19 protein-coding genes and 1 pseudogene are annotated in these 21,797 nt (G+C 61.3%); 9 read left to right on the top strand and 11 right to left on the bottom strand.

All coding sequences use genetic code 11. The annotated features are described in order from the left end of the window. Nucleotides 1–102 precede the first annotated feature (102 nt). Nucleotides 103–1,068 carry a tripartite tricarboxylate transporter substrate binding protein gene (locus WJU18_RS24705; protein ID WP_423456393.1) on the top strand — a complete coding sequence of 322 codons (966 nt, stop codon included), beginning with the start codon at nucleotides 103–105 and terminating at the stop codon, nucleotides 1,066–1,068. Nucleotides 1,069–1,162: 94 nt separating this feature from the next. Here WJU18_RS24705 and serB read toward each other — a convergent pair whose 3' ends face one another. The 3 genes and pseudogenes from serB to mfd all read right to left on the bottom strand — a co-directional run bounded on the left by serB (nucleotide 1,163) and on the right by mfd (nucleotide 6,135). Next, entirely contained in the window at nucleotides 1,163–1,891 is a 729-nt protein-coding gene (serB, locus tag WJU18_RS24700) for a phosphoserine phosphatase SerB (protein WP_423456391.1), read from the bottom strand. Nucleotides 1,892–1,928: 37 nt separating this feature from the next. After that, nucleotides 1,929–2,531, bottom strand: coding sequence for a L,D-transpeptidase (locus WJU18_RS24695; RefSeq protein ID WP_423456389.1), 603 nt, complete (start codon nucleotides 2,529–2,531; stop codon nucleotides 1,929–1,931). A gap of 101 nt (nucleotides 2,532–2,632) precedes the next feature. Beyond that, nucleotides 2,633–6,135, bottom strand: a pseudogene (gene mfd, locus WJU18_RS24690) (transcription-repair coupling factor). A gap of 445 nt (nucleotides 6,136–6,580) precedes the next feature. Here mfd and WJU18_RS24685 point away from each other — a divergent pair. The 3 genes from WJU18_RS24685 to ispF are packed head-to-tail and all read left to right on the top strand — an operon-like array spanning nucleotide 6,581 to nucleotide 10,120. Beyond that, nucleotides 6,581–8,902 (top strand): xanthine dehydrogenase family protein molybdopterin-binding subunit, encoded by a 2,322-nt coding sequence (locus tag WJU18_RS24685; protein WP_423456388.1) that lies wholly within the window; start codon nucleotides 6,581–6,583, stop codon nucleotides 8,900–8,902. A 7-nt stretch (nucleotides 8,903–8,909) separates the two neighbouring features. Next, nucleotides 8,910–9,608, top strand: coding sequence for a 2-C-methyl-D-erythritol 4-phosphate cytidylyltransferase (gene ispD, locus WJU18_RS24680; protein ID WP_423456386.1), 699 nt, complete (start codon nucleotides 8,910–8,912; stop codon nucleotides 9,606–9,608). Further along, complete coding sequence (ispF, locus tag WJU18_RS24675; RefSeq protein WP_423456384.1) at nucleotides 9,605–10,120, top strand: 2-C-methyl-D-erythritol 2,4-cyclodiphosphate synthase; 516 nt, start codon at nucleotides 9,605–9,607, stop codon at nucleotides 10,118–10,120. The genes ispD and ispF overlap by 4 nt, the downstream gene beginning before the upstream one ends. 8 nt (nucleotides 10,121–10,128) lie before the next feature. Here ispF and WJU18_RS24670 read toward each other — a convergent pair whose 3' ends face one another. From WJU18_RS24670 to WJU18_RS24635, 8 genes are read right to left on the bottom strand one after another with little or no spacing between them, the layout of a single operon-like run. Next, nucleotides 10,129–10,431 (bottom strand): hypothetical protein, encoded by a 303-nt coding sequence (locus tag WJU18_RS24670; RefSeq protein WP_423456382.1) that lies wholly within the window; start codon nucleotides 10,429–10,431, stop codon nucleotides 10,129–10,131. A gap of 20 nt (nucleotides 10,432–10,451) precedes the next feature. After that, nucleotides 10,452–10,961, bottom strand: a complete 510-nt coding sequence (locus WJU18_RS24665; RefSeq protein ID WP_423456380.1) for a helix-turn-helix domain-containing protein — start codon at nucleotides 10,959–10,961, stop codon at nucleotides 10,452–10,454. Between the two features lie 37 nt (nucleotides 10,962–10,998). Beyond that, nucleotides 10,999–11,919 (bottom strand): HpcH/HpaI aldolase/citrate lyase family protein, encoded by a 921-nt coding sequence (locus tag WJU18_RS24660; protein ID WP_423456378.1) that lies wholly within the window; start codon nucleotides 11,917–11,919, stop codon nucleotides 10,999–11,001. Between the two features lie 53 nt (nucleotides 11,920–11,972). Beyond that, nucleotides 11,973–13,196: a CaiB/BaiF CoA transferase family protein gene (locus tag WJU18_RS24655; protein ID WP_423456376.1), complete on the bottom strand. Its 1,224-nt coding sequence runs from the start codon at nucleotides 13,194–13,196 to the stop codon at nucleotides 11,973–11,975. Further along, complete coding sequence (locus WJU18_RS24650) at nucleotides 13,196–13,675, bottom strand: MaoC family dehydratase (RefSeq protein WP_423456374.1); 480 nt, start codon at nucleotides 13,673–13,675, stop codon at nucleotides 13,196–13,198. The genes WJU18_RS24655 and WJU18_RS24650 overlap by 1 nt, the downstream gene beginning before the upstream one ends. A gap of 10 nt (nucleotides 13,676–13,685) precedes the next feature. Further along, entirely contained in the window at nucleotides 13,686–14,831 is a 1,146-nt protein-coding gene (locus WJU18_RS24645; protein WP_423456372.1) for an acyl-CoA dehydrogenase family protein, read from the bottom strand. Between the two features lie 8 nt (nucleotides 14,832–14,839). Next, the gene (locus tag WJU18_RS24640; protein ID WP_423456370.1) at nucleotides 14,840–15,334 is read right to left on the bottom strand and encodes a MaoC family dehydratase; all 495 of its coding nucleotides are present in this window, start codon (nucleotides 15,332–15,334) and stop codon (nucleotides 14,840–14,842) included. Next, on the bottom strand, nucleotides 15,331–16,731 hold the full coding sequence (locus WJU18_RS24635) for an MmgE/PrpD family protein (protein WP_423456369.1): 1,401 nt from the start codon (nucleotides 16,729–16,731) through the stop codon (nucleotides 15,331–15,333). The genes WJU18_RS24640 and WJU18_RS24635 overlap by 4 nt, the downstream gene beginning before the upstream one ends. Before the next feature lie 262 nt (nucleotides 16,732–16,993). Between WJU18_RS24635 and WJU18_RS24630 the strand changes: the two genes are divergently transcribed. Genes WJU18_RS24630 through WJU18_RS24610 form a run of 5 tightly spaced genes read left to right on the top strand, consistent with a single transcriptional unit; the run spans nucleotide 16,994 to nucleotide 21,787 of the window. After that, nucleotides 16,994–18,277, top strand: a complete 1,284-nt coding sequence (locus WJU18_RS24630) for an ABC transporter substrate-binding protein (RefSeq protein WP_423456367.1) — start codon at nucleotides 16,994–16,996, stop codon at nucleotides 18,275–18,277. Between the two features lie 27 nt (nucleotides 18,278–18,304). Beyond that, entirely contained in the window at nucleotides 18,305–19,213 is a 909-nt protein-coding gene (locus WJU18_RS24625) for a branched-chain amino acid ABC transporter permease (RefSeq protein WP_423456365.1), read from the top strand. A 17-nt stretch (nucleotides 19,214–19,230) separates the two neighbouring features. Beyond that, complete coding sequence (locus WJU18_RS24620) at nucleotides 19,231–20,265, top strand: branched-chain amino acid ABC transporter permease (RefSeq protein WP_423456363.1); 1,035 nt, start codon at nucleotides 19,231–19,233, stop codon at nucleotides 20,263–20,265. 2 nt (nucleotides 20,266–20,267) lie between these two features. Further along, entirely contained in the window at nucleotides 20,268–21,020 is a 753-nt protein-coding gene (locus tag WJU18_RS24615) for an ABC transporter ATP-binding protein (RefSeq protein WP_423456362.1), read from the top strand. Next, the gene (locus WJU18_RS24610; RefSeq protein ID WP_423456360.1) at nucleotides 21,017–21,787 is read left to right on the top strand and encodes an ABC transporter ATP-binding protein; all 771 of its coding nucleotides are present in this window, start codon (nucleotides 21,017–21,019) and stop codon (nucleotides 21,785–21,787) included. The genes WJU18_RS24615 and WJU18_RS24610 overlap by 4 nt, the downstream gene beginning before the upstream one ends. The last annotated feature ends 10 nt before the right edge of the window (nucleotides 21,788–21,797 follow it).

Below are 21,797 nucleotides of genomic sequence, written 5' to 3'. Positions count from 1 at the left end.
TCGCTTTCGTTTCTCGGGATTCGCACGCAGCATAGCGGTCCAATGAGGAGATGCTCCTCACGCCGATTCGACGATGATTCAACCACTAGGAGACGAGACAACATGCAGAAAACCAGATTCCGTACCGCGATGGCTTTGCTTGGGCTGAGTTGTGCATCACTGGCGCATGCGGCGTGGCCTTCGGATATGCCCATCAATGTAAGTGTGGGATTTGCCCCGGGAGGAAGCACGGATGTCATGGCACGCACTCTGGCCCCTTTCATTGCCAAACACCTGGGCGATGGTGCGCAACTGGTGATACAGAATCGGCCCGGCGCATCCGGGGAAATCGCCATCAATTCCGTGATGAGAGCCAAACCGGATGGTTATTCGTTGGTGGTCGTGAATCTTCCTGGCTACTTCTTCGTCCCCATGTACCGCAAGGCGTCCTATTCGACCAAGGATCTTTCCTTGGTGGCACGTGTGGTCAGCGACCCTACGGTAATGGTTGTTTCGAAAGGCAGCAAGCTGGGTGAGCTCAAGCAGGTGATCTCGATGCTTAAGCAGTCGCCGAGCTCCATTTCGGCTGGACATAACGGGGTAGGTACCAATGGCCATCTGGCCATGGCCCGCCTGGAAGCGGCCGCTGGTGTCAAATTCAATGCGATTCCCTACAACGGCACGACGCAGCAGAAGACGGCCTTGGCCGGAAGTACGCTCGATATTGCTTTTGTTGCCGCCTCGGAAATTCCCGACCCGGAAAATGAGGCCAAACCCGTGCGTCTGCTGGCGCAGTTCAACCGGGAAAAGGTCCAGCGCATAGCCGGTGTGCCAACAACCTTCGAGCTGGGGTTCCCGGTGGAGATGAATGCGGAGCGCGGGTTCGCGGCCCCGCAGGGGGTTCCAGCACCCATCCTTGATCGTTTGCAAAAAGCGATCGAAGCCGCCATGAAGGACCCCGAATACATCAAGGCCGCCAGGAACGACGCGCCGTTCCTATCGTTCCTGGGAGGTGCTGATTGGACACGCCAGACCGAGCGGGAGCGCAAGGCTTACGAATCCATTGCCAGTTCGTTGCCCAAGGACTGAACACCTGTTGCGATACCGCTGTCTGTATCCGAGCTTACTGTCTCAGCGGGCGCAACGAGCTGGACCGAATAGGCCTCCAGCGCATTGATCCGCATTACGGTTGCACGACTTCCAGGAGCCGGTTCAATCCTCCTTCATTGATCGCCACCATCGCTTTCTCCCTGACGGCAGGTTTGGCGTGGTAGGCCACCGACAGGCCTGCTACGCTCATCATCGGCAGGTCGTTCGCGCCATCTCCCATGGCAATGACCTGCTTGGCGGGAATTCCCAGCTCCGCGCAGGTTTGCAGCAGCATTTTCTGCTTTTCCGCGCCATCGCAGATATCGCCCCAGGCCTGATCCGTCATGCGGCCTGTGAGCACGCCGTCTTCCACCTCAAGCATGTTGGAGCGGGTGTAGTCAATGCCCAGGTGGTCCCGGATGCGGTCAGTGAAGAAAGTAAAGCCGCCGGAGACCAGCAGGGTTTTCAGCCCTGCCGCCTTGCACGCGGCCACCAGTTCCGCAGCACCGGGGTTGAGCTGCAGGCGCTGGTCATATACCTGCTGCATGTGCGCCACCGTCACGCCTTTCAGCAGGGCCACGCGTTGGCGCAGGCTTTCCTTGTAGTCCGTGATTTCACCACGCATCGCCGCTTCGGTGATGGCGGCTACCTCGGCTTTGCGGCCCGCCGCATCGGCGATCTCGTCCACGCACTCGATATTGATCAGCGTGGAATCCATGTCGAAAGCGATCAGCCCGAAATCCTTCAGGCGCAGCGGCGGCGTGAATCCTTGGATGACGAGGCCTTCGATTTTTGATGAGACAGCGGTTTGCATGGAGGTCATGATGTTTCAACGTTGAAAATTATCTGGATGAGCCCTCTCAGCGCGCCCATCGATGCGCATCGGTGGCGAACGGAAAAACCTGCGAAACCAGTTTTCCCTCGGGCAGGACATACACCACGCCCGGGCGGTTGCTGAACAAGGGCTTGATCTGCCTGTCATAGAAATCAGGCGGTACGTTCACGCAGCCATAGGAGATGCGATTGTCCGCCACATCAGGCGTGGCCAATCGCGCGGGGCGGTTCTCTCCAGGAACGTGACGTACCCGGTGCATCGACAAGGCGGCGTCATAGTCGAGCCACACGATGTCTTCGCCATTGGTGTTGCGCCCGGCCTCCGTCATGTAGCGGCCGCTGGCGGTTATTTTTTCGTGGGGCCGTACCTTGCTCAGGGGCCGTGTGCCGATGTCAGGCGGCGCCACATCGCCCCGGGCCTGGCCGACCAGTACCGGGCTGCGGGCCAGCAGCTTTCCCTGGCCGTCGTACACCCAGATAGCTGCCTGGGGCTTGTCGATGATGCCAAAGGCCCGGCCGTCTGCATCGTTGGCATGCATCACATCGGCTGCGAAGTGCTGGATCAGCGGCGGGGCATCCACATCGGCAGCCCGTCCGCCTGTACTGGTGACCAGTAGGAGCGCGCACAAGGCTGTCCGCACCTGGGACCGCCAAGCTCCAGCTTGGCACCTGCCGCGTGTGCGAGGTCCACGAATGCCGAGCTGGAGCTCAGCGGTCTCAGGAAGCATCTTCATGCCGCCACCGTAATGGGTTTGCCCAGATTGCGCAGCACGTCGCGCACCATTTGCGCGCGTGCATTCGGTTCCGGTAACTCGCGCTCGATACGCAGCTTCTCATTGCCCGCCAGCTTGATATGCCGGTTTTTCTGGATCATCTGGATGATGGCCATCGGATCGATCGGCGGGTTGGGCGTGAAGGTGATGTTGATCACGCCGGGCGCGGCATCCACCTTCTGCACACCATAGGGTTGCGAGAGCACGCGCAGGCGGTGCACGTCGATGAGCGTTTGGGCTTGGGCAGGAAGTTTGCCGAAGCGGTCGACGATTTCCTCCAGCAGCGCATCGATTTGCTCGCTGGTCTTGGCCGTGGCGAGTTTCTTGTAGAAGGACAGGCGCAGGTGCACGTCGCCACAGTAATCGTTGGGCAGCAGGGCAGGGGCATGCAGATTGATCTCGGTGGTAGCCTGCATGGGGCTCAGGAGATCGGGTTCCTTGCCCGCCTTCAGGCTTCGCACGGCCTCGGCCAGCATCTCGTTGTAGAGCTGGAAGCCGATCTCCATCATGTTGCCGCTCTGGTTTTCGCCCAGCACCTCACCGGCGCCGCGGATTTCCAGATCGTGCATGGCCAGGTAGAAGCCGCTGCCGAGTTCCTCCATTTGCTGGATGGCGTCGAGCCGCTGCGCCGCTGTCTTGGTCAAGCTGTCGATCTCAGGCACCATCAGGTATGCATACGCTTGATGGTGGCTGCGCCCCACACGGCCGCGCAACTGGTGCAACTGCGCCAGCCCGAACTTGTCGGCGCGAGCGATGACGATGGTGTTGGCGGTAGGTACGTCGATGCCCGTCTCGATAATGGTCGAGCACAGCAGCACATTGAAGCGCTGCGCCACGAAGTCGCGCATGACGCGTTCCAGCTCGCGCTCGGGCATCTGGCCGTGCGCGATGGCGATGCGCGCCTCGGGCAGGATCTTCTCCAGCGCCTGGCGGCGGTTTTCGATGGTTTCCACCTCGTTGTGCAGGAAGTACACCTGTCCGCCGCGCTTCAATTCGCGCAGCACCGCTTCCCGGATCACGCCCGTGCCTTCGTTTCGCACGAAAGTCTTGATGGCGAGCCGCCGCTGCGGCGCTGTGGCGATGACGCTCAAGTCGCGCAAGCCCTCCAGCGCCATGCCCATGGTGCGTGGAATTGGCGTGGCGGTGAGTGTGAGCACGTCGATCTCGGCGCGCAACTGCTTCATTGCCTCCTTGTGGCGCACGCCAAAGCGATGTTCTTCATCGATGATGAGCAGGCCCAGGTTCTTGAACTTGGTTTTCTCGGACAACAGCTTGTGCGTGCCTACCACGATGTCCACGCTGCCGTCAGAGATACCCTTGAGCGCGGCGTTGATTTCTTTCTGGGAGCGGAAACGGCTCATCTCCGCCACCTTCACCGGCCACTTGGCAAGGCGGTCCTGCAGCGTCTGGAAATGCTGCTCCGCCAACAGCGTCGTGGGGGCGAGAAAGGCTACCTGCTTGCCGCCGGTGACGGCGACGAACGCGGCGCGCAGGGCCACCTCGGTCTTGCCGAAACCCACGTCGCCGCACACCAGGCGATCCATCGGCTGCGGGCTGATCATGTCCTGGATGATCGCATGGATGGCGGCCTTCTGGTCGGCGGTTTCCTCAAAACCGAAGTCGGCGGCGAACTGTTCGTAGTCCTGCGGCGAATAGCGGAAGGCATGGCCTTCGCGCGCGGCGCGGCGGGCGTAGATGTTCAGCAATTCGGCGGCGGCGTCCCGCACTTGCTCGGCAGCCTTGCGCCGGGCTTTTTCCCATTGGCCGCTGCCCAGCTTGTGCAGAGGCGCTTCGTCGGCCGACACACCGGTGTAGCGGCCGATCAGATGCAACTGGGATACCGGCACATACAGCACCGCGTCGCCCGCATACTCGAGATGAAGGAATTCCTGCAACGCGGGCGAGCCGTCAGGATTCTTGCCCCCCACATCCATGTTCACCAGACCGCGATAGCGGCCAATGCCGTGCTGCGTATGCACCACCGGATCTCCCACATTGAGCTCGCTCAGATCCTTGATCAGCGCATCGACATCGCTCACCTGCTCCTGCTTCTTGCGGCGGCGCGTGCTGGCGCCGGTGGCGAACAGCTCTGTCTCCGTCACCAGATCGATGCCGCTTTCCTGCCAGGCGAAGCCCTGCGCCACGGCGGCGGTGGCAATGCCGGTTTTTTCATCAGGCGTAGCCAGGAACTCGGCCAGCGAATCGAAAGCCGGCGGGTTCAAGCCCGAGGCGCGCAGGAAGTCCAGCAGGCTTTCGCGCCGGCCGTCGCTTTCGGCCAGCAGCAGCACGCGTTGAGGCGTGGCGGCAATATGGGCATGCAGCCGGGCCAGCGGATCCTCGGCCCCGCGCACCACCGTCAACGGGGGCAGAGCCTCGAACTCGGCAAAGGCACTGGACATTTCGCCAGCGGAGTCTTCCTGGCCGGCCGCAGCGGCGGGGAGGGTGCGCGGAGTGCCAATTGCGCATGCGGCTTGGCGACGAGGTAAAAACCTTCCGCATCCAGGAACAGAGTGTCCGGCGGCAGCACGGGCCGCTCCGGATCGCCTTGGGCCAGCCGGTAGCGTTCGCGGGTGTCCTGCCAGAACTGCTGAAAGGCTGCTTCCAGATCGCCATGCAGTGCCAGCACGGCTTCCTCACCCAGATAGTCGAACACCGTGGCCGTGTGGTCGAAGAAGAGCGGCAGGTAGTACTCGATGCCAGCCGTTGCCACGCCGTTGCCCATATCTTTATAGATACGGCTCTTGGTCGGATCGCCCTCCAGCAGTTCGCGCCAGCGATTGCGGAATTTGGCACGCGCGTCGTCGTCCATCGGAAACTCGCGCCCGGGCAGCAGACGCACTTCCGGTACGGGATACAGGCTGCGCTGGGTGTCCGGGTCGAAGCTGCGGATGGAGTCGATCTCATCGTCGAACAGATCCACCCGGTAGGGCATCGGGCTGCCCATGGGAAACAGATCAATCAGGCCGCCGCGCACCGCATACTCGCCCGGCGCAGAAACCTGGGTGACATGCGTGTAGCCGGCCAGTGTCAGCTGCGACTTCAGGGCGGCTTCATCAAGCTTCTGCCCGGTCTTGAAATGGAATGTGTAGCCTGCCATGAAGGCAGGTGGCGCAAGGCGGTAGAGCGCCGTGGTCGCGGGTACGAACACCACGTCGGTTTCTCGCTGCTTGATCGCCCACAAGGTAGCCAGGCGTTCGCTGATCAGGTCCTGATGGGGCGAGAAGCTGTCGTACGGCAGGGTCTCCCAATCCGGAAACATGACCACGCGCAACTCGGGCGCGAAGAAGGCCAGCTCATCCTGCAGCCGGCGTGCGTCGGCCGGATCGGCGGTGAAAATGGCCGTCAACCGGCCGGCCACCTTCTCGCGGGCGGCCAGTTGAGCCAGCATCAGCGCGTCTGCAGAGCCGGGCGGGCGCGGCAGGGTGAAACGCTTGCCGGGGGTGAGTTTGGGCAAATCCATGATGCGTAACGAAAACGACAAAACCCCCGGGCCGCGATGGGCGGGGGTATGGCTTCAGGTCAAGCTGTTGATTTTACGAAAACAGAATGAACCTGGGGGATTTGATGCCGTTTCCCTGGAGGCATAGGTATCTACACATCCTTGGATTTCATCCTCGTCATTCCCGCGTAGGCGGGAATCCAGGGAAAAGAAGCGCGGATACCCAACATGGTTTGCAGTGGGATTGGCAGAATGGGGATGGAACGCGAGTGCTTTTGCTGGCGTAGCGCCACGTAACCCTGGATTCCCGCCTTCGCGGGAATGACGGGAACAGATGTGCAGATACCTATGCTCTGGAGGGGCGGGTTTCTGCGCAGATGCATAGCCAGGCATGTTCAAGCAGAAAGGCATGCTTGCCTCTATAGTTGACAGCTCCCTCTTACGCGAACTCACAGAATTCACCCCCATGACCACCACTTTGGATACTGCCGCCCGTTTCGGCAGCGGCCACGCGGTGCGCCGCCTGGAAGATGAAGCCTTGCTCAAAGGCCAGGGGCGCTACACCGACGATCTGAGCGAAGCGGCCGATGGCCACCTGGTATTCGTTCGTTCTCCGTACCCCCATGCCCATGTGCGCGCGGTGGATGCAGAGGCTGCCCGGGGCATGCCTGGCGTCCGCACGGTGCTGACGGGCGCGGATTTTGCCGATGCCGGCACCATGGCGGTGGGCGCGGGCTTCAAGCGGGCCGATGGCAGCGATTGCGCCACGCCGCCGCGGCCGGTGCTGGCCCGCGACACCGTGCGTTTCGTGGGCGAGCCGGTGGCTGCCATCGTGGCGGATAGCCTGCAGCAGGCGCGCGATGCGGCCGAGGCCGTGTTCGTGGATTACGAGGAGCAGCCGGCCGTACCCACGCTGGCCGCCGCGCTGAACGGCGGCGCAACGGTATGGCACGCCGCCCCTGACAACATTTCCTGTGAGGCCCGGCACGGCGACGCGGCTGCTACTGCGGCTGCGTTCGAGCGCGCGGCGCACCGGGTGCAGCTGGACCTCACGCACCAGCGCCTGGTGGCCCTCACCCTGGAGCCGCGTACCGTGCGCGCGGCCTGGGACGCGGCGAACAACCGCGTCGATATGCACATCAGCTCGCAGATGCCGACGGCCGTGCGCGCATCTGTCAGCAATGTCCTGGGGGTGGAACCCGAGGCTGTGCGCGTGCGCGTGGGAGACGTGGGCGGCGGATTCGGCATGAAAGCGGGTTCCTACGCCGAAGACGCCGTGATCGCTTGGGCTGCCCGCGCCACCGGCCGGCCAGTATCCTGGCGCGCCGACCGCAGCGAGGAGTTTCTCAGCACCTCGCATGGGCGCGATTTGCAAGCCCATGCCGAGCTCGCGATGGATGCCGGCGGGAAAATCCTGGCCTTGCGCGTGCATTCCGATGCCAACGTAGGCGCTTATGCCACCGGCAGCGGTATCGCGATCCAGTTGCTGATCGGCCCATGGGTGCAGACGAGCGTCTACCACGTGCCGGTGATCGATTTCCATTTTCGCGCTGTGCTCACCAACCAGGCGCCCACCGGTGCCTACCGGGGTGCGGGGCGTCCAGAGGCCATTTTCAACATCGAACGGCTGATGGACGAGGCCGCTCGCCAGACCGGCATCGATCGTGTCGAGCTGCGGCGGCGCAACTTCATCCAGCCCGAGCAGATGCCCTACACCAATCCCATGGGGCAGATCTACGATGTGGGCCGTTTCGAACGGGTGATGGATCAGGCGCTTCCGCGGGCCGATTGGGATGGCTTCGAGCAGCGCGCGGCGGAATCCAAGGCGCGCGGCTTGTGGCGCGGACTGGGTATCGCCACATTCCTGGAGTGGACGGGGGGCAATGCGCTGGAAGAGCGGGTCACCCTTAGCGTGCAGGCCGGCGGCATCATCGAGGTCTATAGCGCCGTCAATCAGATGGGCCAAGGCATTGCCACCACGCTGGCCCAGTTGGTGGTCGACACGTTCGGCGTGCCGATCAGCCAGGTGCGAGTGGTGCTGGGCGATACGGACCGGGGCAACGGTTTCGGCAGCGCCGGCTCGCGCTCGCTTTTCACCGGTGGTTCCGCCATGCAGACAGGGGCCGAGCGCACCATCGAGGAAGCCAGGCAACTGGCTGCCCGGGAGCTGGAAGCCGCGCCGCCAGACATCCGCTATGCGGGCGGCCGCTTCGAAGTAGTGGGCACCGATCATGGCATTGGCCTGTTCGAGCTCGCTGCCAAGCAGGAGGGCGGGCAGATCTTCGTCGACCATACCCATCGCGTGGCGGGTCCCACCTGGCCGAATGGCTGCCACATCAGCGAGATCGAGCTGGATCCGCATACGGGCACTGTGGAGATCGTGGCTTACTCTTCAGTCAATGACGTCGGCCGTGTGGTCAACCCGATGATCGTGCGTGGCCAGCTTGATGGAGGCGCCGTGCAGGGCATCGGCCAGGCGTTGATGGAGCAGGTGGTGTATGACCCTGATTCCGGCCAGTTGATGACCGGCAGCCTCATGGACTATGCCGCGCCTCGCGCCCACGATATGGCCGCGCTGTTCAAGACAGAAATGGACGAGTCGACTCCCTGCACCAACAACCCTTTGGGCGTGAAGGGCGTGGGCGAGCTGGGCACCATCGGTGCTACGCCCTGTATCGTCAACGCCGTGGCGGATGCGCTCGCGCGCGCGGGCCGCGCCGATCTGGCGCCGCACCTGCAAATGCCGCTTTCACCCGGCCGGATGTGGGCGCTCTTGAATGGCGAGTGATCCGCGGATGAGTTTGCCGGAACGTTGCTTTGCTTTGCTGCCATGCGCCGGTACCGGTTCGCGTGCGGGCACCGTCCAGCCCAAGCAGTACCAGCCGGTGGCCGGCCAGCCCATGGTGCTGCATACGCTGGCAGCCTTCGCGGCGGTACCCCGCATGGCGCGCGTGCTGGTCGTGGTCGCGGCGGGCGACCGCTTTCTTGAGACTCCGAACCCCTTGGTTTCCGTGGCCGATTGCGGTGGCAAGACCAGGGCCGAAAGCGTCTTCAACGGCTTGGAACAATTGCTGGCTCAAGGCGCCGATCCAGGTGATTGGGTGCTGGTCCACGATGCGGCGCGCTGCCTCGTGACCCCCGCTCAGATCGAGGCACTGATCGATGCCTGCCTGCCTGACGCCATTGGCGGCCTGCTGGCGCTGCCCTTGGCTGACACGCTGAAAAGCGAGCAAGACGGCCGCGTGGGTGAGACCATTGATCGCAGCCACAAGTGGCTGGCGCAGACACCGCAGATGTTTCGCGTCGGCATGCTGCGGGATGCGCTGGCGCCGCATGCGGGTGCTGGCTTTGCTGGCATCACTGACGAGGCCAGCGCCATGGAAGCAGCGGGCCATTCCCCGCTCCTGGTGTCTGGCAGTGCGAGCAATTTCAAAGTGACGTACCCCGAGGATTTCGCCTTGGCGGAGGCTATCCTGAGAGGCCGAAAGAGATGAGCGACGTTAATCTGTTCCCCCCCATTCGCGTTGGAGAGGGTTGGGATGTGCACGCCCTGGTGCCTGGCCGAAAGCTGATGCTGGGGGGTGTCCAGATTCCCCACACACATGGCCTGCTCGGGCATTCGGATGCCGACGCGTTGCTGCACGCGATCACCGATGCGCTCCTGGGTGCGGCAGGGTTGGGTGATATCGGGCGGCACTTTCCCGATACCGATGAAGCCTTCAGTGGAGCCGACTCCGCCACGCTGTTGACCGAAGCCGCGCGCCGCGTGCGTGAAAAGGGCTGGCGGATTGGCAACGTCGACAGCACCGTGATCGCGCAGGCGCCGCGCCTGGCGCCATACATCGGCGCCATGTGCCAACGCATCGCAGAAGTGCTTCAGGTGGCCCCGGAGAAGGTCAACGTGAAAGCAAAGACCGCTGAACGCCTGGGGCCTGTAGGACAGGGGGTGTCGATCGAGGCGCGTGCTGCCGTGCTTCTTTATGCGCAGACGGCAGGCAAGCAATAGAGATTAATTCAAAGCCTGACAGGAGACCTTCGAACTTGGTAGGGCTGCAGTGCATGGCGCAGCAGCTCGAGGTAGCGGTCTTTTTCCTGCCTCAGGATGTCGATGGGGCCTCCGATTCCAAGGGCCATAGGGGGCTGGCTCGGCGGCGTGGGCATTTCCACAGCAATGACGCCAGTGTGGGGCGTGACCATGCCCTCCGTATAGGCGTACCCTTCCCGGCGGATGAGATCCAGTTCCTTGAGAAGATCTCCGACCTGTAACCGCCGGTCGGGTTCTTCCTCGGCATTGATGCGCCACAGCAATTGCTGCACTTCGACGTCGCTTTTGCGGCTCAGCAGGATTCTCCCTGTGGCTGAGCGGCAGAGGGGCGGAGCGAGCCTGGCTTGATGTACCAGGCTGGAATGTCCTGCCGGGGCGATTGCACCATGTGGATGTATTGCACATAGATGTCATTCTGCATGCCCAGGATGATGGTCTGGGCGCCGCTGGCGATCCGCAATTCATCAATCAGGTGGGAAAGGCTCTTGTGGCTGAAGAGCTCGTCCTGCACCCAGCCCCCGAAAAGCGCGACGCGTAGCGTAGGCATGTACAACCGCTGGTAGCGGTCGTAATCCAGGTAGCCCAGTTTCGTCAGGCTTTTGAGGAGCGCCGACGCACTGGATTGAGGGTAGTCCAGCCCGCGCACGATGTCCGTGACCGACAGCGGGCGGCGGCACTCTGCAAAGTAGTCGAAGAGCTCCAGCGCCCGCTTGGCCGACTTGATCACGCCAGCCAGCTCGCGGCTGCTCATCTCCTTGTCGGATTTGCCGCGATCATCCTTGCTCAGAGCCCTTCTTGGCATGGCGCCCTCCTTGAATCCTTAGATCGTGAACACGTTCTTACATGCCGTACAGATCAGCACGGCTGAGAACGCCGTTCCGAAGCAGCCGCACCGTGGCGACATCGACCATGACACCATCGACGTTGATCGAGCCCGAGCCTGCTGCTTCCGCGGCAGCATACTCCTGCACAATCTTGCGTGCTGTGGCGACTTTCGCGGGGTCAGGGCTGAAGACCTCGCGGGCGATGGCGATCTGGTTCGGATGGATAGCCCACTTGCCGACGCAGCCGAGCGTGCCGGCACGGCTGCATTCGTTCCTGTAGCCCTCGCCGTTGTTGAAATCCGCATACGGGCCGTCGACAGGATCCAGCCCTGCTGCCCGGCAAGCCATCACGAGGCGGAACCGGGCGTAGTGCCACATGTCTCCTGGATAGGGCGAGTGGCCGCCGATCGCGGCGTCGAGGCTGATACCCATGGAGGCGGAAAAATCCCCCATGCCGAAAATGAGGCATTCCAGACGGTCGCTGGAGCGCGCGATCGACTCGATGTTCTGCATGCCTTCTACTTCTTCGATCAAGGCTTCCAGGCCGATGCGGCGTTCCAGCTTGAGCTTTTTTTCCATCATGGAAAGGAGCCGGTCGGCAAACAGCACGTCCGCCGCACTCGTGACCTTGGTCATCATGATCGTATCGAGATTGCGTCCGGCGCCTTCCACCACTTCGATGATGTCTTCATAGGCATACTCGGTCGAGAGATCATTGATGCGGACGCACCGGACCTTCTGGCCCCAGTCCAGGGTGTTCAAGGCCTCCACGATTTTCCCGCGCGCCGCCACCTTCTGGCTGGGAGCCACGGCGTCTTCCAGATCCAGGAAAACGTGGTCGGCCGCGCTGGCGGCAGCCTTGGCCATCATCTTCTCGGATGAACCCGGGGTTGAAAGCTGCACGCGGCGGGCACGGCGAGGGCGAGTCGTTGCCATGAAAATTTCCTTCAAGTAAAAATTCAAGATCAGGCGGTCATGCGGGCATGTGCTCAGCCAATCGAGCCCTGGGCGCGCAGTTCGCTCACGCGCGCCTCGGGGATCCCGATCTCGCGGAGGATTTCGCCGGTGTGCTCGCCGACCATGGGGGCCCGCCGGGCTACGCGCCCGGGCGTGCCTGTCATCTTCAGTGGAATCCCTGCGATGGACATCTCGCGGTCCAGCCCCGGGTGCGCCACCTTGACGATCATTTCGCGCGCCGCGATATGAGGGTCCGCGAACACTTCCGCCACGTTGTACACCGGTCCGAACGGAATCTTTCCGCCCAGCAGGTCCGTCAATTCCCGCTTCGTGCGCTCGGACGTGTAGTTTTCCAGTTGCTCGTAGACGAAGTCCCGGTGGTCCACACGGGCAGCCGCGGTGGCGGTCCGGCTGTCCGTGATCAGATCAGGCCGGTCGATCAGCTTGCACAGCTTCACCCACATGGCGTCGAAATGAGCCGCGAGGGTCACGAACCCGTCTTTGGCCTTGAAAAGCCCAAAGGGCGAGAGAAGGGGGTGTCTGTTTCCTTCAGGAAAAGGAATCAGATCCTGGAACGAATGCTGGTGCACCGTGCGCTCGCAGAGCGCCAGTACCGCATCCACCATGGAGACATCGACAAATTGCCCCTCGCCTGTGCGGGCTGCGCGGAACAGGGCAGCGGTGACACCGTAGGCGCACAAGGTGGCTGGATACAAATCGCCGACACCAGGCCCGACCTTCAGCGGTGTGTGGCGGTCCGGACCGTTGATCTGCATCAATCCGCCCATGGCTTGGGCGACCACGTCGAATGCAGGCCATTCCGAGTAAGGGCTTTTGCCTGTGCGGGGATCGCCGAAACCGCGGATCGAGGCATAGACCAGCTTGGGATTGCGCTCCCGCAATGTTTCATAGGAGAGGCCGAGCCGGTCCATGACGCCGGCACGGTAGTTCTCGACCACGACGTCCGCGGTATCGATCAACTCCAACGCGATGCCGCGGGCGGCCGGGTCCTTCAGATCGAGCCCGATAGACCTCTTGTTGCGATTGACCGAGGCAAAATAGCCACCGAAATCGCGAAGCTTGTCTTCCGGCCGGAACGGTCCGGCCTGCCGGCTTTCCTCTCCTTCCACGGGCTCGATCTTGATGACTTCAGCGCCCTGGTCGGCCAGCAGCTGTGTGCAGAACGGGCCGGCGAGCATTTGCGTGAAATCAATGACACGCACGCCGTCCAGTGCGCCAAATCCGGCGGCAGGCATCAGCGTGCTCCCCAGTGTGAGCGGCGTTTCATGAGTACTGTGCGCTCACCTTCGAAGACAAGGCTGCCATCCTGTTTGGTGCCATAGTGCTTGAACCGGACGATGCCCGCATCATCGCGTCCGGCGGGTTGCACCTCGAGCACTTCGGTGTAGGCGGTCAAGGTATCGCCATGAAAGACGGGCCCCTGCAGCCGGATCTTGTCCATGCCGAGTTCGCTGATCGCGTTCTCGGCCGTGTCCTGGCTGGCCAGGCCGACGAACATCGCAATGTTCACACCGCCAAAGGAAAGACGTTTGCCGGCAGGATGGGTTTTCATGACTTCCTCGTCGAAGTGTCCTGATGCGGTGTTCATCACCAGGTTGGTGATCAGCACCTGATCGAGAGGCTCCAATGTCTTGCTGCGCACGTGGCGGATGACCGTGCCTGGCGTGAAGTCCTCGAAGTAATTGTCGCGTTCGGTCAGAAGGTTGAGCTTCATGAATGTCTCCTTAGTGCTTGCCGAGCAGGCGGTCCGAAATGATCCGCATCTGGATCTCGGAAGTTCCCTCGAAAATCTTGGTCAGGCGCGCGTCGCGCCAATAGCGTTCCACGGCGTGGAGCGTGGTGTATCCCGCGCCGCCATGAATCTGCAGTCCCTCGCTGGTTACCCGTTCCGCCATCTCCGTGGCGTACAGCTTCGCCATGGAGGCTTCCAGATCGCAGCGGCCTCCGGCATCGATCTGAGCGCAGACGAAATAGTTGAGCTGGCGCGCTGCTTCGATGTCTGTGGCCATCTGCGCGATCTTGAAACGGATGGCCTGGAACCCGGCTATCGGGGATCCGAACTGTTCCCGCTCATGAGCGTAGGCGATCGAATCTTCCAGTGCGCCGCGGGCCAGTCCGATCGCACGCGCTGCCGTGTGGGCGCGGGCTTTCTCCAAGCCCTGCGTGGCAAGGTAGAAGCCCTCGCCTTCTTCTCCCAGAAGTGCGTTGGCGGGCACGCGAAACCCGTCGAACGCCAGCTCCCAGGTTTTCCAGCCGTGATAGCCGATCTTGGGAATTGGCGCGCCCTGGATACCTTCCGGCAGCTCACCCCGTTTCTTGGGGATCATGAAGGCCGAGAGCCCTTTGTGCTTCTTGCCCTCCGGCGCAGGGCTGGTACGTGCGATGACGACGAGGTAGTCAGCACCGTCGGCGAAAGTGCACCAGTATTTATTACCGTGGATCACCCACGAGTCACCCTCCAGCCGGGCTCTGCAGCTGATGTTGCCGATATCCGAGCCGGCATTGGGTTCGGACATCGCGAACGCCCCCAGCCACTCGCCGCGGGCGACCTTCGGCATCAGATCCTGCTTTTGCTGTGCGGAGAGCTTTTCCATGCCAGGGAGGTTGTTGGCGCGAGCGATCAGCGAAGCCACGCTCATCCAGCCACGGGCCAGTTCCTCCGCGACCAGGCAGTACTCGAAGACCCCCAGGCCCAAGCCGCCATACTCTTCGTCGATGAGGATGCCGAAGTACCCCATCTCGGCCATCTTCTCCCGCAAGGACATGGGGATCTCACCCTTCTCGGGATCCAAGGCGTTCGCTACCGGTAGCACTTCGCGCATGGTGAATTCGCGTGCCTGCTCCTGGATGGCCCTGCGATCGTCGGTCATCAAGATGTTCATCGTGATGGCCCTTCCCGCAGGAAAATCAGATTCGAGCGCTTGAACTCGCAGATCAACTCATCCTGTTGATTGAAGCCCTGCGTATGCCAGCCAACGATGCCCATGCCCTTCTTGCTGCTAGAGAGGCGTTGATCGATCACAGTCGATCGCGCAAAGAGCGTATCGCCTGGGTAGAACGGCGCCGCATGGTTCAACTCATTCACGCCAAGGAAGGCGGTGCCGTGCTCGCTCAGGTCCTGCACGGAGAGGCCGAAGACCGTGTTGAAGACCAGCAGCGGATTCACCAGGGTGTCACGGTGCCCCATCGCTTTCGCGAATTCAACGTTCGTGTATTGAGGGTTGAAGTGAAGGGTGAGGGTGGTGAACAGGGCGTTCTCGGCCTGCGAGATCGTGCGCCCCCAGTGGTGAACGAACGTTCTTCCGATTTCAAAATCCTCATACCAATAGCCCTTCTCCCGGGGTTTGGCGCGCGCGACGATATCTTGGCTCATGATGGCTTTCTGGTGGGTTGTCTAAGCAAGGACATCAGCGAACCGATGTCCTTGAATCGTTCCATCTCCGCAATCGCGCGGAGGATGGTATGGGCGCTGCTCATGCCGACGGCGGGCTCCGCGAGGGCCATGAACTTGCGTTCCAGGCGCACGCGTTGCCGGCGCAGGTCGGCATCAGGGATGCTGGCGTCGTGGTGAGCCGAGAATTCCTGGCCATCATGCGTACGGATCCTGGCGCCTGCGGTCATCAACGGCCACGCTGCAGGCATGAACCGAAGCTCCACGCGGTCACGCAGGGCCACCAGATCGGAGCGGCGTGCGGTTTCATCCGAATAAGTGGCCGGTGACGAAGTGTCTTCACCAGCCAGCACCAAGGCCGCATTCAGGCTCAGGCTGAACTTGGCTTCCAGGCCTGTGCGGGGCTCGGCAATGCTGCACATGCGTTTCATGCCAGGCTCGACATCAAGCTCGACACTCAAGACGTCTTCTGGCTGGATCCCGTGCGCCTGGCGGAGCGAGTACAACGCCTCGATGGAGGCATGCGTTCCATAGCAGGCGGAGTGATACTTGAACAGGTTGTGGTGAAGATGGCTACCGCCTTGAGGGATTTTCAGCGCGGCTCGCGCATCGGTACGCGGACTGGTCACAGCACCGAAGCCCTGCACCGCTTCCAGCAGATCCGGCCGGCCGGTGAAACCGCGTGCGGCAAGCTGCGCGCCTGTGACGCCGTTTTCAGCGGCCTTGCCTGCGTGCAGCGGCTTGCACATCGTGCCGAACTGGGCCTTCATGCCGCCAGCCTGCGTGCCGGCGATACCCAGGGCAACTGCGGTGGTGGCGGCATCCAGTTCCATCAGTACCGCCGCAGCGCAAGCCGCGCCGAAGGACCCCACCGTGCAGGTGCCGTGAAAGCCGTGCTCATAGTGCTCGCGCCCGACATACTGGCCTACCATGCCAGTCATCTCATAGCCTGCGGCAAAGGCGCGGAGCAACGCATCGCCACCGAGCCCCTGGGCTTCCGCCACGGCCAACGTGGCGGGAAGCACGGCGGTGGTCACATGGCCCTGCGCGCCGGTATTCGCATCATCGTAGTCGATCGCATGCCCTGTGGCGCCGTTGATCAGGGCGGCTTGCCGGATGCTGACCTTCAGATCGCTTCCAATGAGCGAGGCCTGGGAGTGCCCGCCGTCTTCCTGGGCCTGCGCTGTCAGGTGCTGAACCAATGGCTCGCTGGAGCCGGCCAGCGCGACCCCGACCCAATCCAGTACACATTGCCGCGCAAGCTCCTGCATGTCTGGGCGCAGCGGCGCCTGGCCAACGGCGAAAGATCGCTGAATCAATGCAGCTGTCAAGGCCGATGAGTCGGCACGCACACCAGGGGTGTCCGGAGAGGTTCTCACGCTTTTGTCGCTCCACATTCGATGGAAAGAACTATGCGGCAAAAGCGAAGGTGGAGAAACCTGTGTCGAACAGAAAGCACATATGTGATGCGTCCGCATCCCGTGGCGCGCGACGTGGCGCATCACGTATGTGCTATTTGTCAAAACGTCTTTACATCGCTTTGCTCGTCCGGAAATACTGCGCTCCGTATCAGCGAATGCCGCTTCCGAGAACAGCATACGCATCAACCCCCGATGAGAGCGGGAAAACAAGGAGACAAGAATGCTTGAAGAACAAGGGTCTGGGGCCGTGGCAGTGTTTTCACGGCGGCAGGTTTTGAAAGCAGGTGGTGCGGTGGCCGCCGCTTCCGCCGGAGGGGCACCGGCCTTTGTCAAAGCTCAGTCTGGCAGCATCAAGATCGGGATGAGCGCGGTGACGACAGGGCGCTTCGCGTATGCAGGTCTCGGCCAGGTTGTCGCAACTAAGCTGCTCTTTGATCAGGTGAATTCGGGAGGAGGTATCGAGGGGCGGAAGCTTGAGTTGATTGTGCGCGATTCACGCAATCTGCCGGAGGAGGCGGTGAAGAACATGCGAAGCTTGATCGGAACAGACGGCTGCTCCATCATCATGAGCGCCGAGTCTTCTTCGGCGGCGGCTGCCATCAACGAGAGTATTCGTGACGCTAAGGTCGCCTGTTTCCAACTGAACTCGGAAGCTTCTTCGCTGACGGCAGACCCCAAGAAATTCAATCCCCTGGCCTTCCGTGTGGCAAGGCAGGGCATCCATGATGCGATTGCCGGCGGTGCACTGATTTCACGTGTGGCGAAAGAGCGCGGCATCACCCGATGGGCGACCTGCGCTCCAGACTATGCCTTCGGCCGTGAGACGACTCAACAGTTCATCGACTATTTCCGGCACTTTGGCGGAAAGATGAATGTGGTTGCACAGGTTTGGCCCAAATTCGGCGCACCTGACTTCACCGACGTAGTCACGAAGATGCTGTCTTCGAATCCTCAGGGAATCTACTCCCTGTGTTTTGGTGGCGATGTGATGTCGCTTGTAGAGCAAGGCGAACTCTATGGGTTGTTCAAGGACAAGTTGAATGTTCTTCCACTTTACTCGGACTATGGCGTCATAGATGTCGTGAAGCAGCAGCCTCCGAATCTCTTTGTTCAAAACCGCTACAACTGGAGCTACCCGGCTACAGCTGCAAACCGGAAATGGTATGACGATTACGTCAAGGTCAGCAAAGGCCCCAAGCCTCACAACTGGTCTTGGCAGACAGGGGCAGCGGCTCAATTCATTGTCGATGGCTTGCGAGCGACAAAGGGCAATCCCGATGCGGTGAAAGTAGCCGAGGCTATTCGCGGAAGCACCGTGCAGGTGCCGTTCGGCCTGGATGGAAAGGTGACTCTGCGTGCCGAAGACAACACACTCATCAACTATCCGATGGCCTATGGCGTGGCAGTTCCCGCAGAGCCTTTCGTGAAGGACTGGGTCACCGCGGACTGGACGGTGATTCTCGAGCAGGAGGCTGCCTGGAAGAAGAAGCAGGGCTACATCTGAGTTACGGGATTTCTGAAGGAGAAGTCCATGGAATTCGATGCGCTGCTGAATTGCCTGTCATCATCTTCCTGCTTGGTGACGCAAACCACGAGTGGCCTGGTGATCGGCCTTTTGATGTTTCTTACAGCATCTGGGCTGACGCTGGTATTCGGTGTTCTTGGCATTGCCAATTTTGCGCATGGGGCGTTCTACATGCTGGGCGCCTACACGGCGTATTCCGTGTATCAGGGTACAGGCAGCTATGCGATGGCTGTCCTGGGCGCAGCGCTATTCGCGGCAATGGCCGGGATCTTGTTCGAGCGTTGGGTCGTGCGGCCGATCAGGGGCGCGGATGTCTTGATGCAGTTGGTGGCTTGCTACGCGCTCGTCATGGTGATCGATGATGTCGCCAAGCTGATCTGGGGGCCGTCAGCCGTTTCCTTGGGTATGCCAGAGTCGATGAGACTGCCGCCGGTACGCTTTCAAGGTGGAGTCATCCCTGTCTTCTACCTGGTGCTGATGGCGGTGTCGGCTGCCATTGGCTTTTTCATCTGGTTGTTGATCACACGAACCCGGTTCGGCTTGACGATGCAAGCTGTCGCGGAGTTGCCGCAGATGGCCGCAGCGTTGGGAAAACCCATTAATTTCTATGCGGCAATTGTTCTTGCCCTGGGCTGCGGCTTGGCTGGCGTGGCAGGTGCGCTGTCGGCACCGATGCGCGCCATTCTTCCAGGTACCGGGTTCTCGATACTTTTGGAATCGTTCGTAGTAGTCGTCATTGGCGGCATGGGGTCCATTCCGGGTGCCCTGGTAGCCGCGCTTCTACTCGGGCTTACGCGGTCTTTCGGATCCATCGGTTTCCCTTTGTTTACGGAAGGGGTGATGTTTTTCTTCATGGCTGCCGTACTGGTTCTCAGACCGAATGGCCTGTTCGCGCGCACCGCGCGCACTCACTAGGACGCGGAGAAGATCTCATGACAACACAAAACAAGGCTTCGATCGCGTTGCTGCTTCATTGCCTGCCGTTACTGCTGCTGTTGGTTCCGTTGGTGGCTTCGTCAGCAGCAATCCTTGACATCGTGACATTCATTCTCGTCTATGGCCTGTTGGCCATGTCGTTGAATCTGCTGGTGGGATATACAGGCATGGTCTCGTTTGGGCACGCCATGTTTTTTGCCTCTGGCGCCTACGCGTTCTGCATGGGGCTTCAGGCAGGGTGGAACACGCCAATGGCCTTCGCCGTCGCGGTGGGCTCTTCTACGGTGCTGGCGTTTCTTGTGGGGTCCGTATGCGTTCGCTTGCGTGAGACCCATTTTTCTTTCATCACGCTCGCGGTGGCGATGTTGCTCTACAACATGATCGAGATATGGGCACCTGTGACGGGCGGTGATCAGGGGCTGAACGGCATGGTGCGCGAAGCCTCAATGTTCGGTGTAAGCCTGTCCGCGGGGGTTCCTCGCTACTTGTTCATCGTAGCCGTGTTCTGTCTCAGTGCATTCGCCATGCGTGGCTTGGTGAGCTCCTCTTTCGGTGCGACGTTGCGGATGATCCGCGACAACGAATCAAGGTGCGCGTATCTAGGCGTGAACGTTTACACCACGAAGCTGACGGCGTTTGCGCTTTCGGCGATGTTCGCATCCGTGGCGGGAGCCCTGGCAACGCTGCTGGTGGCGGGCGCTTATCCGACGATGGCCTTGTGGACCACCTCAGGCGATGCGATCGTGGCCATTCTCCTGGGCGGATCTCGCGTTTTCTACGGACCATTGGCGGGAGCTGCGCTGCTCCGGCTCTTGATTGACGGTACCACTCGCTATACGGGGAACACGAGCCTTGTGCTGGGACTGTTGATTCTGGCGATCGTCCTTCTCGTTCGCAAGGGTCCGGTCGATTTGCTGTATGAGCGGTTTCAGGCGCGCAGAGCGCGGCGTGTTAGCACGGCGCGGGGAAGGATGCCCGCATCGGTCGTTTCAGGGGGCGGTGCCTCCATGGCGATGACGACTGAGGGGTAGACATGCTTTCTATACACAATGTCTCCAAATCCTTCGGTGGCAACCACGTCATCCAGGGTGTTTCGCTCGAATTCGCACGCGGGAGTCTCTCTGCCATCATTGGTCCGAACGGGGCGGGGAAGACCACTCTTTTCAATCTGATATGCGGTACCGTGCGAACGGATCGAGGGGATATTCTCCTGGACGGTACCTCACTGCGAGGCTTGCCGCCAAGGATGGTGGCGGCACGTGGGTTGGCGCGTGCATTTCAGGTGGCCAGCTTATTTCCCACGTTCACGCCTCTGGAGAGTTTCAGCGCCGCGATGGCATCGTCGCACCTGGGCGTCAAGGGATTGCTTTCAGAGTTCCCCCGGCGCCAGTCTCTTGATAGAGCCCATGAGGTGATCGAGCTGCTGGAGCTTGGCGCTGTCGCGCACAGGCCCGTTGCCCAGTTGAGCCACGGCGATCAGAAGATGGTGGATATCGGTATTGCACTGTGTCTGTCGCCCTCTGTGTTGCTGCTGGATGAGCCGACCGCCGGTATGGGGCCCGAGGAGAGGTGGCACATGGTCGAGACGGTTCAGAGGCTCTGGAAGACCACAGGCTTGACGGTTCTGTTCATCGAGCACGACATGGATATTGTCTTTTCCATTGCTCAGGACGTCACGGTGCTTTCATACGGCGCAATTCTTGCTCGCGGCGCACCCGCTGCGGTACGCAGTGATCCTGCGGTGGTGACTGCGTATCTGGGCAGCCATGCCGAGGAGATCGCATGAGGCCCATATCACCCTTTTCAGATGCCTCTTCTGCCTCACGGAGCGCCACCCGGGTAACCACGCCTCTTCTCGAAGTCCGGAGCGTGGAAACCTTCTATGGCACCAGCCAGATCCTTTTTGGCCTTGATCTGACCGTGGCACAGGGGGACTGCGTTGCCCTTTTGGGAAGAAACGGCGCAGGCAAGAGTACGACCATGAAGTCGATCATGCGGCTTGCTCCACCCCGGGGCGGCGCGGTGCAGGTGAATGGGCGTGACGTTTCGAAACTGCGCCCCGATCAGATCGCCAATATCGGCCTCGGTTATGTTCCTGAGGATCGTCAGATCTTCAAGCTTCAAACCGTGGAAGGAAACCTTCGGCTGGGCATGAAGAAGGGGCCTGGAGGGCAAGACCATTGGCCACTTCAGAGGATTTACGAATTCTTTCCCCTATTGGGCGAGGCGCGCCGAAAGTCGGCAGGCTTGTTGTCTGGCGGTCAGCAGCAAATGTTGTCGATAGGCCGTGCGCTGGCGGGCAATCCTGACTTGCTGCTGCTCGATGAGCCCAGCGAAGGCTTGGCACCGGTGATCATGGATCAGATCCAGGCCTTGATTCTTCAGCTTCGCCAACAGGGCGTCACGCTGCTCGTGGCTGAGCAGAACATGCGCTTCTGCATGGACATCGCTTCCCGCGTCGCCGTCATTGACCACGGCGTCATTGTGTTCCAAGGGGACATCGCGGAGTTTCAGGCCAGGCCGGAAGTGGCGAAGCGATACCTGGCTGCTTAACCTTGTCAAC

It is taken from the genome of Ottowia sp. VDI28 (assembly GCF_049532675.1).
In the GTDB taxonomy this organism is placed as follows: domain Bacteria; phylum Pseudomonadota; class Gammaproteobacteria; order Burkholderiales; family Burkholderiaceae_C; genus Ottowia.
Note: the sequence above shows the minus strand (reverse complement) of the source record. Positions and strands in the feature narration are given on the sequence as shown.